The following is a 13,095-nucleotide window of genomic DNA, read 5'->3' as shown; positions in this document are numbered from 1 at the left end:
CGTCGAACCGGGCGTCGAACCGGGCGTCGAACCGGGCGTCGAACCGGGCGTCGAACCGGGCGTCGAACCAGGCGTCGAACCAGGCGCGGCCGAGGGCCGCATGGGCCCGGACGGCCGGGTGGGTGGCGCCGTAGTTGCCGGCGTCGCCGAGGCCGTCGGCGAACAGGGCGTACGTCAGCGCGGGCACGCCGGCGGCATCGAACATGATCCCGGCCTCGTGGCGGGCGGCGCCCCGGTCGTCGACGTCGGCGCCGTGCTTCGTGGCCACCCGTGTGCGCTCCGCGGACGACATGGTCCGGCGGACGCCGTCGTGGTACCCGTTGGTCCACCGCAGGATGCGCAGCAGGAAGTCGCAGGACGCCGGGCTGAGCAGGGTCCGCGTGGCCAGCCGCCACAGCAGGTCGTGCGTCTCGCGGGGCGTGGTGTCACCGAGGAAGAACCGGTGCGGGTCGGCGACCGGCTCGACCCGGGTGTGGGTGAAGCCCTTCGCGGCCAGGATCTCGTTGAGCTCCGCCGCCGGCACGACCCGCCCGCACATGCGCACCGCGGTGTTGTCCGAGACGAGCAGCATCGCGGTGAGCACACCGGCGAGCGTGACCTCGTCGCCCCACACGGTCTGCAGGTGGTAGATCCCGCTGCCGCCGAGGACGATGCCGGCCGGCAGATCGAGGCGCTGCCCGAGGTGCAGCTCGCCGCGGTCGACCTTGGCCATGACGGCGGTCGCGACGGCGAGCTTCTGGACGCTGTACCCCTTGGTCACGTGGTCGGCGTCGTCCTCGACGACCGCCCGCGGCACGCCGGCGCCGTCGACCAGGGCGACGTGGCTGTGCCAGGCGCCCCCGGCCCGCGCCGTCTGCCGCCGGTACGCGCGCCGGATCCGCGCCGCTGCTGCCCTCACCCGACCAGTCTCCTAGGCTCTCCCGCATGGAGGCGTCGGAGTTGGCCGCGTGGCTCGACCGGCTCACCTTCAGCGACCGCACGGAGGCGCAGGTGACCCGGCTCGTCGTCGGGGCGGTGTCGGAGTGGGGCCGGTCGAAGGGCTGGCGGGTGTACCCGCGGGCGGCGAGCGTCGTACCGCTGCCGCCGCCGTACGAGCAGCGCCACTCCGTCGTCGACGTCGGGTTCGCCCGGGCGGACGGCCCACCGGTCGTCGTTGAGGTCGACCACGCCGACCGCCGGCGGACCCTGGACAAGCTCGCCGCCGAGGCCACGGCCGGCCGGCTGGCGCTGTGGGTACGGTGGGGGACGGGCCGCTTCGCCACCCCGCCCGACGGGGTCCACCTGGTCCCGCTGCGGGCCACCCCGCGCACCCCGCTCGGCGGCGGCGGGCGGCTGTGGTCCCGCGCGCCGGAGGCGGAGCGGCCGGCCCCGGAGCACTCGGACGCCCCACCCGCGGCCTGGACCGCGACCGCGCTCGACCAGCGGCCGGACCGCCCGGCCGTCGCGCAACGTCCGGACCGCCCGGCACCGGCGCACTCGGACGCACCGGCCGGCGCCTGGACGGAGGCCATCCTCGACCCGGAGCCGGAGGTGGACCTGGAGCCTGCGGCGGACCCGGAGCCGGAGGTCGGCTTGGAGCCGTCGGCGGACTCGGAGCCGGCAGTGGAGGCGGAGCCGGTGGGCGAGTCAGCGCCGGCGGGCGACGTGGAGCCGGCGGGTGACGCGGATGTCGACCTCGTGCTGCGGGCCTACGCCGCCTTCGCCGCCGGCGACATCGCGGGGGCGGTGCGTGACCTGCATCCGGACGTCGAGTGGATCGAGCCGGACGAGTTCCCGAACGGCGGCCGGCACGTCGGGCCGGCGGCGGTCGCCCGCTACCTGCAGGCCTCCCACGACGACTGGCTGGAGCTGCACTCCGAGCCGGCGGCAACTCGCCGCGGCGACCGGATCGTCGTCGTCCACCGCGTCCACGGCGTGGTCCAGGACCTGAGCATCCGCGACGTGACGGTCGCCGACGTCTTCACCGTCGTCGACGGCCGGGTGGTGCACATGCAGGCCTACGCCGACCCGGCGGCAGCGGCGCCTCAGGTGCCGTAGGCCCTATGGCTGGACGATCGCGTTCAGGAGGTACCAGCCGCCGATCACGGCCGCGAAGCCGGCCGCGATGCCGCCGAACGTCCAGGCGACCGGCCGCCAGCCCTGCCGGGCCGCCATCCAGGCGGCCGCCGCCGGGGCCGCCACCGCAACGGCCTGGGCCCCGAGGAAGCCCAGAAGGAAGCGGCCGTGCTGGGCGTCGGTCCGCGGCGCGAGGAACCCCATGTTCGTCAGGGCCAGCCCCAGCAGCAGCATCGCCGCCGTCCAGCCGCCGAGTACGGTCACGGCGATGCCCCACGCCCACCCGTTGCGCATGAGCGAAGCGTGCCAGCCCTGTCAAGGGCGGCGGTCGCGGACCGGCGCTGAACAGTTCCGGTCAACAACGACCGGCTGGAGTCCCTGCGCGCGTCCGGGCTGATCGCCTTCGGACACTGCCTCCGGCGACCAGCCTGGGCAAACAGCGCCGGGTCAGGACGGCGGCTGCCAGGGCTGCAACCAGGGCGACGCCGGCCAGCCCTCGGCCGCCGCCAGCAGCGGCATCGCGGTGGCGCCGTCGACCCCCTCGCGGACGACGTCGGCGTGGCCGGCGTGGCGGGCGGTCTCCTCGATGAGGTGCAGCAGCACCCAGCGGACCGACCAGGCGTCGACGTCGTCCGGGAACCACGGGACGCCCTTCGGTACCGGCACCGGCTCTCCCAGGTCGGCGAAGCCGGCGACCGCCGCCTCGGTCTCCCGGGCGACCTCGGCGTAGTCGGCGAGCGCCTGGGCCAGGGTCTCGTCCTCCAGCAGCCGGAAGCCGTTCGCGTAGTCGATCTGCGGGGCCGGCTGCTGGACCATGATGCACCGCCAGTTGCGCTCCATCTGCGCCAGGTGCTTCACCAGCCCGCCGACGCTGAGCGTGCCCGGACCCGGCACGTGGCGGGCCTGCTCGTCGGTCAGCCCGTGGGCGGCGACCCGCACCGCCTGCCGCTGCTGGTCCAGGAAGGCCAGCAGGCCCTCGCGCTCGTCCTTGACCGGTGGCACGTTGCCCGGCATCTCGATCCCCTTCGGCTGTCGCGGACTCCGTCACCGACCATCTTCGCGCGGGATCCGGTCAGGCTCCGGCCGCTTTCCGCAAAGGGGGCAGTGGCAGCGGCAGGCCGGGCAGGCCGTCGATGCTCGTGGCCACGTGGTCCTTCTTGTGGAAGTACGCGTCGAGGGAGGCGTCGTCCTCCCGGGCGAACCGCTTCCCGTGCAGGTCGCGGTCGGCGTCGTAGGTCATGAACTGCACCGCGTAGCCGCACGTGTCGCGGATCTGCTCGGCGTGCACGACGATGACCGCGCGCAGGCCGTGGTCCTCGACGGGAGCGCCCGGGAAGGCGGCGAGCAGGCCCGCGAAGCGCGGGTCGTCGCGGAACACCGGCTCGCCCCGGCCGTGGACCCGCACGATGTTCGGCGGCCCGGTGAACGCGCACCACATGAGCGTGATCCGGCCGTTCTCGCGCAGGTGGGCGATGGTCTCGGCGTTGCTGCCGGCGTAGTCGAGGTAGGCGACCGTGCGTTCGTCGAGCACGGCGAACGACCCCGTCAGCCCCTTCGGCGACAGGTTCACGGTGCCGTCGCCGGACAGCGGCGCGGTGGCCGTGAAGAAGATGTGCTGCGCCTCGATGAACTCCCTGAGCCGGCCGTCGATCTGTTCGTAGTACTTCCCCATGCCCCCATCCTGCCCCAGCTCAGCCGGCAGTAGAGTCCCGCGCATGACGGTCGACTTCCGCGAGACGGTGATTGTCGCCGCACCGCTGCCCGTGATCAGCCGTATCGTGCAGGCCGTCGAGGGCTGGCCCGCCTGGACCGAGACCGTGTCCACGGTGGACCGCGCGGGCACCGGGCCGCTCACCGTGGGCGAGACGGTCGTCATCAAGCAGCCGAAGCTGCCGCCGGCGACCTTCACCGTGACCCGCACCGACGCCACCGGCTTCGAGTGGACGTCGCGCTCGCCCGGCATCCGTACCGTGGCCGGCCACTGGGTGACCGAGCGCGGCGACGGCACCTGCGAGGTCGAGCTCACGCTGTCGTTCGCCGGGCCGCTCGCCCCCGTGACGACGCTGTTCTACCGCGGGCTGATCCGGCGGTACATCGGGATGGAGGCCGCCGGGCTCAAGCGGGCCGCGGAGTCAGCCGGCGAGTGACGCGGCCGGCACGCCGGTGCTCTCCCGCACGACCAGCCGCGTCGCCAGCTCGATGCGGGTGGACTCCAGGCGCTCGCCGCCGATGATGCGCAGCAGCGTGCGGGCGGCGGCCACGCCCATCTCGTGCAGCGGCTGGCGGACCGTGGTGAGCGGCGGGGCCGTCCACTCGGCGAAGTTGAGGTCGTCGAAGCCGACCACGCTCACGCCGTGCGGCACGCTGCGCCCCGCCTGCCGCAGCGCCTCGTAGACCCCGGTCGCCTGCTGGTCGCTGCCGGCGAAGATGGCCGTCGGCGGGTCGGCCAGGGCCAGGAACCCCTGCGTGGCCCGCAGCCCGCCGTCGTGATGGAAGTTGCCGTACCGCACGAGCTGCCGGTCGGCGGCCAGCCCGGCCGACTCCAGCGCCGCCCGGTAGCCGGCGATCCGGGCCCGGGTGCACTGCAGCTGCTCCGGCCCGCCGATCGCCGCGATCCGCCGGTGCCCCAGCCCGGCCAGGTGCTCCGTCGCCGCGAACCCGCCGGCGAAGTTCGTGGCGCCGATCGACGGCACGTCCGGCGGCGGCTGGCTCACGCCGTCGACGACCACGAACGGCATGCTGCGCCGGCCGAGCTCGGCCCGCTGGTGCTCGGTGAGCTCGGACAGCACCAGGATCGCGCCCTGCGAGCCGCGGGCCAGCAGCGACTCCAGCCAGCGCCGGGTGAGGCTCTCCCGGTTGTGCACCGACGACACGACCAGGCCCAGCCCGGCGGCCTCGACGACCTCCTCGACCCCGCTGAGGATCGACAGGCCCCACACGCTGTCGAGCTCGTTGATGACCAGGTCGACGAGGTCGCTGCGGCGGCCCGGGCGGCGCGACGCGCGGGGCCGCTCGTAGCCGCGGTCGGTGAGCAGCTGTTCGATGTGCCGGCGCGTCGTGGCGGAGACGTCCGTGTGTCCGTTGAGCACTTTCGAGACGGTGGAGATCGCGACGTTGGCCTCGCGAGCGATCTCGGCCATGGTGGGTCGTTTGGTGACCATGAGCCGTCCTAGGTTTCGAAAAGCCTTGCCGGGAACGCCTGGCTGTCCTTTGATCGGGACCGTACACCCGAAGGACCACAGACCGAAACTCCTACGAAACTTTCGAGGAGCGAGATGACCGGCACCGTGATCCGCAACCCCGTGCTGCCCGGATTCCATCCAGACCCGTCGATCCTGCGGGTCGGCGCCGACTTCTACCTGGCGACCTCGACGTTCGAGTGGTACCCCGGGGTACGCCTGCACCACTCGCGCGACCTCGTGCACTGGCGCCCGCTCGGCGGGGCCCTGGACAGCACCCACCTGCTGGACCTGGCCGGCGACCAGGACTCCGGCGGTGTGTGGGCGCCGTGCCTGTCGTACGCCGACGGGCTGTTCCACCTCGTCTTCACCGACGTGCGCTCCTACGCCGGCGGCTTCTGGGACGTGCCCAACTTCGTCGTCACCGCACCGTCGATCGACGGGCCGTGGTCGGACCCGGTGCCGCTGCACGCGCGGGGCTTCGACCCGTCGCTGTTCCACGACAGCGTCACCGGGCGCAGCTGGCTCGTCTCGAACCGGGTCGACTGGCGCCCGGGGCGCCCGTGGGCCAACGGGATCATCATCCAGGAGTACGACAGGGGCGCCCGCAAGCTCGTCGGCGCGCCCGCCGACATCTACGCGGGCACGGCGGTCGGGCAGACCGAGGGCCCGCACCTGTACCGCCGCGACGGCTGGTACTACCTGGTCACCGCCGAGGGCGGCACGATCTGGGAACACCAGGCGACGGTCGCGCGGTCCCGGGACCTGTTCGGGCCGTACGAGACCGACCCCGCCGGGCCGCTGGTCACGTCGGTGCACGACGCCGGGCTGGAGCTGCAGAAGGCGGGGCACGGGAGCCTCGTCGACACGCCCGCCGGCGAGTGGTTCTTCGCGCACCTCGTCGGCCGGCCGCTCACCGAGCGCGGGCCGTGCATCCTCGGGCGGGAGACCGCGATCCAGCGGGTCACCTGGACCGGCGACGGATGGCCGCGGATCGCCGGCGGTGTGCCGCACGTCACCGTCGACGCCCCGGCGCTGCCGGCCGCGCCCGTGCCACCGGTACCGGAGACGGATCATTTCGCCGGGGAGACGCTCGGTCCACAGTGGAGCACCCTGCGGCGGCCCGCGGCCGGCGACTGGCTGTCGCTGACCGAGCGCCCGGGGCAGCTGCGCGTCGCGGGCGGGCGGTCGGCGACCGCTCGCGACGGCGCCAGCCTCGTCGGGCGCCGCGTCGAGCACTTCCGGGCGTCCTTCGCGGCGACCGTCGACGTGGCGCCGGTGAGCTTCCAGCAGATGGCCGGGATCACCGCGTACTACAACTCGCGGAACTGGTACCTGCTGCGGGTCACGACGGACGAGGAGCGGCAGGTGTACTGCGACGTGCTCGCCTGCGACCGGGGCCGGGTGAGCATCCACGGCCCCCGCGTGCCCGTGGACGGGCCGGCGCGCCTCGCCCTGCAGCTCGACCATGCCGTGTTGCAGTTCACACTCGGGACGCAGACGTGGGGGCCGTTCGACGCGACCGTCCTCTCCGACGAGCACGCCCGCGAGTTCGAGCACGACGGCCAGGCCACCCAGTGGGGCTTCACCGGCATGTTCTTCGGGCTGTGGGCGCATGACTGGACCGGGGGAGGGCTGCCCGCGTACTTCTCCGACGCGACCTATCACGGTCGGTGATCCGGCGCTCGCACCGCGCATCCGGGACAGCGGCCGCTGGCGGCGGTGGCCCACAATGGGCCGGTCCGTGATCACAACTGGGTCACTGTTGCCGGGTGCCGCGAACCTCGCGGCGGACAGGAAGCGTCGGAGGCTGTGTGAGCCACACTCTTGGCGGTGTTGCGGGGCCCGCCAGCCGCTCCTCGGCGCCTGCCCTCACCATCCCACGCCAGCGGACCGCACCCCCGGTCGTCGCGGAGCCGCGCCCGCGGCGCCGGTTCGCCACCGCCGGCCTCGTCGTGTCCGGGCTGGCCGTGCTGCTGTTCGGCTACCTGCGCATGGCCCGGGCCACGCCGACCAACGCCGACGGCGGCGCCAACGCCCTGCAGGCCTGGGACATGCTGCACGGCAACGTGCTGCTGAGCGGCTGGACGCTCAGCGACGTGTCGTTCTACCCGACCGAGCTGGTGCAGTACGCGCTGATCGAGCTCGTCTACGGCCTCGACCAGGACGTGATCCACGTCGCGTCCGCGATCACCTACACGCTGCTCATCGTCTTCGCCGCGCTCGTCGCCAAGGGCGAGGCCACCGGCCGGGCCGCCTGGGCCCGGGTCGCGCTCGTCGTGGCCGTGCTGCTCGTCCCCGAGCCGCACAGCGGCTGGGCCGTCGTGCTGTACGTCCCCGACCACACCGGCACCGCCGTGCCGCTGCTCGTCATGCTCCTGCTGGCCGACCGCCGGGCCCGCACGCCGCTGGGCCGCTGGTGGCCGGCCGGCGTCGCCGTCCTGCTCGCGATCGCCCAGGTCGCCGACCCCCTCGCCCTGTTCATCGGCGCGATCCCGCTCGTGCTGGTGAGCGCCGTCCGGCTGCGGCGCGACCGCACCTGGCGCGGCCCCGACGCCCACCTGCTGCTCGCCTCGGTCGCCTCGGTCGCGATGGCCCAGGCCGCCCTCGCGCTCATCTGGCGGGCCGGCGGGTTCGCCCTGCATTCGCCGATCGCCAAGCTGGCCCACTGGCGGGACCTGCCCGACCACGCCTGGCTGGCCGCGCGGGCCACGGCGCTGAACTACGGCGCGTACTTCCCGCACCTCAACGACGGCCCCCTCGCGCCCCTCGACATCGCGGCCGGCGTGGTGAACCTGGCCCTGCTCCTGCTCGCCGCGGCCGCGGTCGTGCTGGTCTGCTCACGTGCCGTGCGCCGCGCTGGTGCCTCCGCTGGTGCCTCCGCTGGTTCCTCCTCCGCCGACCGGATCGCCGAGCTGCTCGCCGCCGCGATCGTGTGCAACCTCGGCGCGTACATCATCTCGACCCAGGCCGGCGAGAACCTGTCCAGCTCCCGCCAGATCGTGGCCGTCCTGCCGTTCGGCGCGGCCCTGGCCGCCCGCGTCTGGGGCGACCGCCTGGCCGCGCTCGTCACCCGCCCGCGGGTCCGCTGGCTGACCGGCGCCCTGGCCGCGCTGCTGGTGGTGGCCTTCGCCGGCCAGGCGGTGACCGCCCGTGCCCGCCCGGCCGAGGCGGCGCACGTCGCGGACTGGCTGGTGGCACACGACCTGAAGTACGGCCTGGGCAGCTACTGGGCCTCGAACAACGTCACCGTCGCCGCGGGCGGCGCCGTGCAGGTGGCCCCGGTCATCGGCCCGGACATCCGCGCGTTCCGCTGGGAGTCGAAGGCGTCGTGGTACGACGCGTCCCTGCACGACGCCCGCTTCGTGGTCATCGACCTGCAACACCCGGCGTACGGCACCGTGGACGCGGCGGTCGGGCAGTTCGGCCCGCCGCGCCACCGCGAGGACCTGGGCCGCTGGACGGTCCTGGTCTACGACCACAACCTGCTGGTCGACCTCCCGGCCCAGTGCGGCGGCCTGATCGCCGCCGCCCACGCCCACTGCCCACCGCTACCGCCGAAACTGCCCGGCTCGGCCCTCTTCACCGACGACCCCGAGCACCCCTGACGCACCGGGCTGGCGCCGCTGCGCGGTGGGCCGTCAGCTGAGCTTGAGCCAGAGGGCGCCCAGCGGCGGGACGCGGAGCTGGACCGAGGCCGGCAGGCCGTTCCACGGGGTCGGCTCGGCCTGCACCGCGCCGAAGTTGCCCACGCCGGAGCCGCCGTAGGTCTCGGCGTCGGTGTTGAGGATCTCGGTCCAGCGGCCCGCGAACGGCAGGCCCAGGCGGTAGAGCTCGTGCGGGTGCGACGCGAAGTTGATCACCACCGCGACCACCGAGCCGTCGGTGCCCCAGCGCAGGTACGAGAAGACGTTGTTGCCCGAGTCCTCGTTGTTGATCCAGCGGAAGCCGTCGGGCGTGGTGTCCTGGCTCCACAGCGCCCCGGTGCGGCGGTACGTGGCGTTCAGGTCGCGGACCAGGCGCTGCAGGCCGGAGCGGAACGGGTCGTTGAGCAGGCCCCAGTTCAGGCCGCGCTCCTCGCTCCACTCCTCCTCGTCGCCCAGCTCGCAGCCCATGAACAGCAGCTGCTTGCCGGGGAAGGACCACATGTACGCCAGCAGGGCCCGGGCGTTGGCGATCTTCTTCCACAGGTCGCCGGGCATCTTGCCGACCAGGGAGCCCTTGCCGTGCACGACCTCGTCGTGGCTGATCGGCAGGACGTAGTTCTCGCTCCACGCGTAGACGGTCGCGAACGTCATCTGGTTGTGGTGGTACTGGCGGTAGATCGGGTCCTTGCCGACGTACGTCAGCGTGTCGTGCATCCAGCCCATGTTCCACTTGAAGCCGAAGCCCAGGCCGCCCTGGTCGGTGGGGCGGGTCACCCCCAGCCAGGCGGTCGACTCCTCGGCGATCATCATGATGCCCGGGTGGTGCTTGTAGACGGTGGCGTTCGTCTCCTGCAGGAAGGAGATCGCGTCGAGGTTCTCCCGGCCGCCGTACTGGTTCGGCGCCCACTGGCCCTGCTCGCGGGAGTAGTCGAGATACAGCATGGAGGCCACGGCATCGACCCGCAGGGCGTCGGCGTGGAACTCCTCGCACCAGTACAGCGCGTTGGCGACCAGGAAGTTGCGCACCTCGCTGCGGCCGAAGTCGAAGATGAGCGTGCCCCAGTCGGGGTGCTCACCGCGGCGCCAGTCGCCGTGCTCGTAGAGCGGCGTGCCGTCGAAGCGCGCGAGGGCCCAGGAGTCCTTCGGGAAGTGGGCCGGCACCCAGTCGAGGATCACGCCGACGCCGGCCTGGTGGAGCCGGTCGACGAGGTAGCGGAACTCGTCGGGGGAGCCGAACCGGGCGGTCGGCGCGTAGTAGCCGGTGACCTGGTAGCCCCAGGAGCCGCCGAACGGGTGCTCCATCACCGGCAGGAACTCGACGTGGGTGAAGCCCAGGTCGGTGACGTAGTCGGTGAGCTGGTCGGCGAGCTCCACATAGGACAGCCCGGGGCGCCAGGAGCCGAGGTGCACCTCGTAGACGCTCACCGGCTCCTCGTAGGCGCGCCGCTCGGCCCGCTGGGCGATCCAGTCCTGGTCCTTCCAGTCGTAGCCGGAGCGGTACACCACCGACGCGGTGGCCGGCGGCGTCTCGGTGTGCTGGGCCAGCGGGTCGGCCTTCTCCACCCAGTCGCCGTTCGGGGTGAGGATGCGGAACTTGTACCGCTGACCCGGCTGGGCCCCGGGCACGTAGAGCTCCCAGACGCCGCTGCTGCCGAGCGAGCGCATCGGCCAGCCCGCGTGCGGGTCCCACCCGGTGAAGTCCCCGACGACGCGGACGCCCCGCGCGTTGGGGGCCCACACGGTGAACGCGACGCCGTCGGGGTGCGCGTGGGCGCCGAGGACGGTCCACAGCCGCTCGTGCCGGCCCTCCCGGATGAGGTGCAGGTCGAGCTCGCCGATCGTCGGCAGGTGACGGTACGGGTCGTCGCCGAGGACCCCGTCGGTCTCGATGCGGTAGTCGCTGACGACGCCGGGCAGGTCGGCCTCGAAGATGCCCTCGTCGTGGACCTGGCGCATCGGGTGCCGCTCGCCGTCGGCGACCACCGCCACCTCGGACGCGCCGCGCCGCAGCGTGCGGACCAGGGTCGTCTCGGGGCCGGGATGCGCGCCGAGGACCCCGTGGGGGTCGTGCGCGCGGCCGGCGATCAGGTCGTCGAAGTACATGTGATCCATCACCCTGTTCGTCAGCGTCCTGCACTCAGGTCTGAGCCGTTCACCAGACGCGCGATCGACTGTAGCGGGATGCGCAGCCAGCTCGGCCGGTGCCGGGCCTCGTAGGCCGTCTCGTAGACGGCCTTGTCCAGCTCGTACGCACTCAGCAGGGCCCGATCGTCGCGCGGGTCGTACCCGGCCGCGGCAGCATAGCCGTCACAGAATGCGTCACGGTTACGGTCGACCCATTGCCGCGCCCGGCGGGCCAGCTCCCCGTCGTCCTCCTGGCCGATGAGCAGCTGGTAGGCGGCGTACTCGTAGGAGCGCAGCATGCCGGCGACGTCGCGCAGCACCGAGTCGGGCCGGCGGCGCTGCTCGACCGGCACGCCGGGCTCGCCCTCGAAGTCGATGAGCAGCCACGACTCGGGGGTGCGCAGCACCTGCCCGAGGTGCAGGTCGCCGTGGATGCGCTGGGTGGCGATCAGGTCGCCGCCGGTGTCGTCGCCGGCGTTGCGGAACATGGCCCGGATGCCGGGGACGAACTCGGCCAGGTCGGGGACGGCCGCGACGGCCGCGTCGAGCCGCTCCGCCATCGCCGCCGTCGGCGCCGGAGCGGTCTGCGTGCCGAGCTCGGTGGCGAGGGTCCGGTGCACCTGCGCGACGGCCTCGCCGAGGCGCGCCGACTCGCCCGCGAAGTCGCCGCCGACCTCCTCGGGGCTCAGGTCGTGCTCGGCGAGCAGGTCGCGGGCGCTGGCCGCGGCCATCGCCCAGCCCTCGGCGGAGTTCTGCGCGTACTCGGTGACCATGGCCAGGGTGACCGGCTCGCCCTCGGCGGTGCTGCTCTCGATCGCCCCGAGCAGCCGCGCCACGTTCGGGCAGCCGGCCCGGGCCAGCACCCGGTTGAGCTCGAGGTCGGGGTTGACCCCGGCGCTCACCCGGCGGAAGACCTTGAGGACGGCGGCGCTGTCGAACACGACGCTGGTGTTGCTCTGCTCGGCGCCGCCGATGCGGGCCGGCGCGTCGACCGGCAGCGTCACGCCCGGCTCGGGCACGAAGCGCACGCCCTCGACGACGGCGCCGGTGTCGATGAGCGCGAGCAGGCGCTGGGAGGCGTGCTCGTCGTAGAGCGCGTCGGAGCCCGTCCGGTCGCCGTCGGCGCCGATCAGGGCGGCCGCCGACAGCTCGGCCGCGACGTTGAGGTCCCAGCCGACGAAGACCTGGTAGCGCTCGGTGCCGCCGTCGGCGTAGTGCGCGTCGAGCAGGACATGGTCGAGGCCGTCCGGCAGCGGGGTCACCGCGGCCGGCTCGACCGCGGTCAGGGTGCGGCTCCGGCCCGCGTACCACCGCTGGTGGGGCAGCCATTCGGTGAACGGCAGGTGCGTCATCGCGTCTCCCAAGGCTGCTCGCTGGGCGGCGTCAGCTGGAACCAGTAGAAGCCGTGCCCCGGTAGGGTCAGCAGGTACGGCAGCTGACCGACGTTCGGGAACTGGACGTGACCGGTCAGCTCCACCGGCGTGTACCCCGCCCACTGTTGCAGGTTGAGCTCGATCGGCTGCGGGAAGCGCGACAGGTTGTTCACGCAGAGCACGACGTCGTCGCCGTGGACGCGCACGAATGCCAGGATCGACGGGTTGGAGCCGCCGAGCTCCCGGAACTGCCCCGCGGCGAACGCCTCGTGGCGGCGGCGCACGGCGAGCATCGTGCGGGTCCAGTTCAGCACCGACGTCGAGTTCTCCTTCTGCGCCTCGACGTTGACCGACTGGTAGCCGTACACGTGGTCCTGGATCACCGGCAGGTAGAGCCGGCCCGGGTTGGACTGGGAGAAGCCGGCGTTGCGGTCGGGGGTCCACTGCATCGGGGTGCGCACCCCGTCGCGGTCGCCGAGCCAGATGTTGTCGCCCATGCCGATCTCGTCGCCGTAGTACAACACCGGCGAGCCCGGCAGGGACAGCAGCAGCGCGGTGAACAGCTCGGTCTGGTTGCGGTCGTTCTCCAGCAGCGGGGCGAGGCGCCGGCGGATGCCGACGTTGGCGCGCATCCGCGGGTCCTTGGCGTACTCCGCGTACATGTAGTCGCGCTCCTCGTCGGTGACCATCTCCAGGGTCAGCTCGTCGTGGTTGCGC

At 73.2% G+C, this 13,095-nt stretch carries 12 protein-coding genes; 4 read left to right on the top strand and 8 right to left on the bottom strand.

Features of this window, described 5'->3' with window-relative positions:
* On the bottom strand, window positions 1-898 hold an 898-nt coding region (locus tag ABZS66_RS48240), incomplete at its 3' end, for a serine hydrolase (RefSeq protein ID WP_354769791.1).
* 26 nt (window positions 899-924) lie between these two features.
* Here ABZS66_RS48240 and ABZS66_RS48235 point away from each other — a divergent pair.
* Window positions 925-2,037 carry a nuclear transport factor 2 family protein gene (locus ABZS66_RS48235; RefSeq protein WP_354769790.1) on the top strand — a complete coding sequence of 371 codons (1,113 nt, stop codon included), beginning with the start codon at window positions 925-927 and terminating at the stop codon, window positions 2,035-2,037.
* A gap of 3 nt (window positions 2,038-2,040) precedes the next feature.
* Here ABZS66_RS48235 and ABZS66_RS48230 read toward each other — a convergent pair whose 3' ends face one another.
* From ABZS66_RS48230 to ABZS66_RS48220, 3 genes are all read right to left on the bottom strand, one after another.
* The gene (locus ABZS66_RS48230; RefSeq protein ID WP_354769789.1) at window positions 2,041-2,349 is read right to left on the bottom strand and encodes a hypothetical protein; all 309 of its coding nucleotides are present in this window, start codon (window positions 2,347-2,349) and stop codon (window positions 2,041-2,043) included.
* A gap of 153 nt (window positions 2,350-2,502) precedes the next feature.
* On the bottom strand, window positions 2,503-3,069 hold the full coding sequence (locus tag ABZS66_RS48225) for a DinB family protein (protein ID WP_354769788.1): 567 nt from the start codon (window positions 3,067-3,069) through the stop codon (window positions 2,503-2,505).
* A 58-nt stretch (window positions 3,070-3,127) separates the two neighbouring features.
* On the bottom strand, window positions 3,128-3,727 hold the full coding sequence (locus ABZS66_RS48220; RefSeq protein ID WP_354769787.1) for a pyridoxamine 5'-phosphate oxidase family protein: 600 nt from the start codon (window positions 3,725-3,727) through the stop codon (window positions 3,128-3,130).
* A 43-nt stretch (window positions 3,728-3,770) separates the two neighbouring features.
* Between ABZS66_RS48220 and ABZS66_RS48215 the strand changes: the two genes are divergently transcribed.
* Window positions 3,771-4,202, top strand: coding sequence for an SRPBCC family protein (locus tag ABZS66_RS48215; RefSeq protein ID WP_354769786.1), 432 nt, complete (start codon window positions 3,771-3,773; stop codon window positions 4,200-4,202).
* Here ABZS66_RS48215 and ABZS66_RS48210 read toward each other — a convergent pair.
* Window positions 4,188-5,195 (bottom strand): LacI family DNA-binding transcriptional regulator, encoded by a 1,008-nt coding sequence (locus ABZS66_RS48210; RefSeq protein ID WP_354769785.1) that lies wholly within the window; start codon window positions 5,193-5,195, stop codon window positions 4,188-4,190. The genes ABZS66_RS48215 and ABZS66_RS48210 overlap by 15 nt on opposite strands.
* Before the next feature lie 135 nt (window positions 5,196-5,330).
* Here ABZS66_RS48210 and ABZS66_RS48205 point away from each other — a divergent pair, with 135 nt between their 5' ends.
* Window positions 5,331-6,911 (top strand): glycoside hydrolase family 43 protein, encoded by a 1,581-nt coding sequence (locus ABZS66_RS48205; protein ID WP_354769784.1) that lies wholly within the window; start codon window positions 5,331-5,333, stop codon window positions 6,909-6,911.
* A 137-nt stretch (window positions 6,912-7,048) separates the two neighbouring features.
* Window positions 7,049-8,842 (top strand): hypothetical protein, encoded by a 1,794-nt coding sequence (locus ABZS66_RS48200; RefSeq protein WP_354769783.1) that lies wholly within the window; start codon window positions 7,049-7,051, stop codon window positions 8,840-8,842.
* Between the two features lie 33 nt (window positions 8,843-8,875).
* On the opposite strand, the gene glgB is transcribed toward ABZS66_RS48200, so the two are convergent.
* The 3 genes from glgB to ABZS66_RS48185 form a co-directional block, all read right to left on the bottom strand.
* Window positions 8,876-10,984 (bottom strand): 1,4-alpha-glucan branching protein GlgB, encoded by a 2,109-nt coding sequence (gene glgB, locus ABZS66_RS48195; RefSeq protein WP_354769782.1) that lies wholly within the window; start codon window positions 10,982-10,984, stop codon window positions 8,876-8,878.
* A gap of 20 nt (window positions 10,985-11,004) precedes the next feature.
* Window positions 11,005-12,357, bottom strand: a complete 1,353-nt coding sequence (locus ABZS66_RS48190) for a maltokinase (protein WP_354769781.1) — start codon at window positions 12,355-12,357, stop codon at window positions 11,005-11,007.
* On the bottom strand, window positions 12,354-13,095 hold a 742-nt coding region (locus tag ABZS66_RS48185; RefSeq protein ID WP_354769780.1), incomplete at its 5' end, for an alpha-glucosidase C-terminal domain-containing protein. The genes ABZS66_RS48185 and ABZS66_RS48190, both read right to left, overlap by 4 nt.

Origin of the sequence: Dactylosporangium sp. NPDC005572 (genome assembly GCF_040605515.1) — a bacterium.
Classification (GTDB): Bacteria; Actinomycetota; Actinomycetes; order Mycobacteriales; family Micromonosporaceae; genus Dactylosporangium.
The sequence above is the reverse complement of the archived record's forward strand: the minus strand, read 5'-3'. Positions and strand labels throughout refer to the sequence as shown.

What these genes read in the sequence shown, in the direction of transcription:
- ABZS66_RS48235 (WP_354769790.1), top strand. Translation starts at nt 925, where the DNA reads ATGGAGGCGTCGGAGTTGGCCGCGTGGCTCGACCGGCTCACCTTCAGC.
- ABZS66_RS48230 (WP_354769789.1), bottom strand. Translation starts at nt 2,349, where the DNA reads ATGCGCAACGGGTGGGCGTGGGGCATCGCCGTGACCGTACTCGGCGGC.
- ABZS66_RS48225 (WP_354769788.1), bottom strand. Translation starts at nt 3,069, where the DNA reads ATGCCGGGCAACGTGCCACCGGTCAAGGACGAGCGCGAGGGCCTGCTG.
- ABZS66_RS48220 (WP_354769787.1), bottom strand. Translation starts at nt 3,727, where the DNA reads ATGGGGAAGTACTACGAACAGATCGACGGCCGGCTCAGGGAGTTCATC.
- ABZS66_RS48215 (WP_354769786.1), top strand. Translation starts at nt 3,771, where the DNA reads ATGACGGTCGACTTCCGCGAGACGGTGATTGTCGCCGCACCGCTGCCC.
- ABZS66_RS48210 (WP_354769785.1), bottom strand. Translation starts at nt 5,195, where the DNA reads ATGGCCGAGATCGCTCGCGAGGCCAACGTCGCGATCTCCACCGTCTCG.
- ABZS66_RS48205 (WP_354769784.1), top strand. Translation starts at nt 5,331, where the DNA reads ATGACCGGCACCGTGATCCGCAACCCCGTGCTGCCCGGATTCCATCCA.
- glgB (WP_354769782.1), bottom strand. Translation starts at nt 10,984, where the DNA reads ATGTACTTCGACGACCTGATCGCCGGCCGCGCGCACGACCCCCACGGG.
- ABZS66_RS48190 (WP_354769781.1), bottom strand. Translation starts at nt 12,357, where the DNA reads ATGACGCACCTGCCGTTCACCGAATGGCTGCCCCACCAGCGGTGGTAC.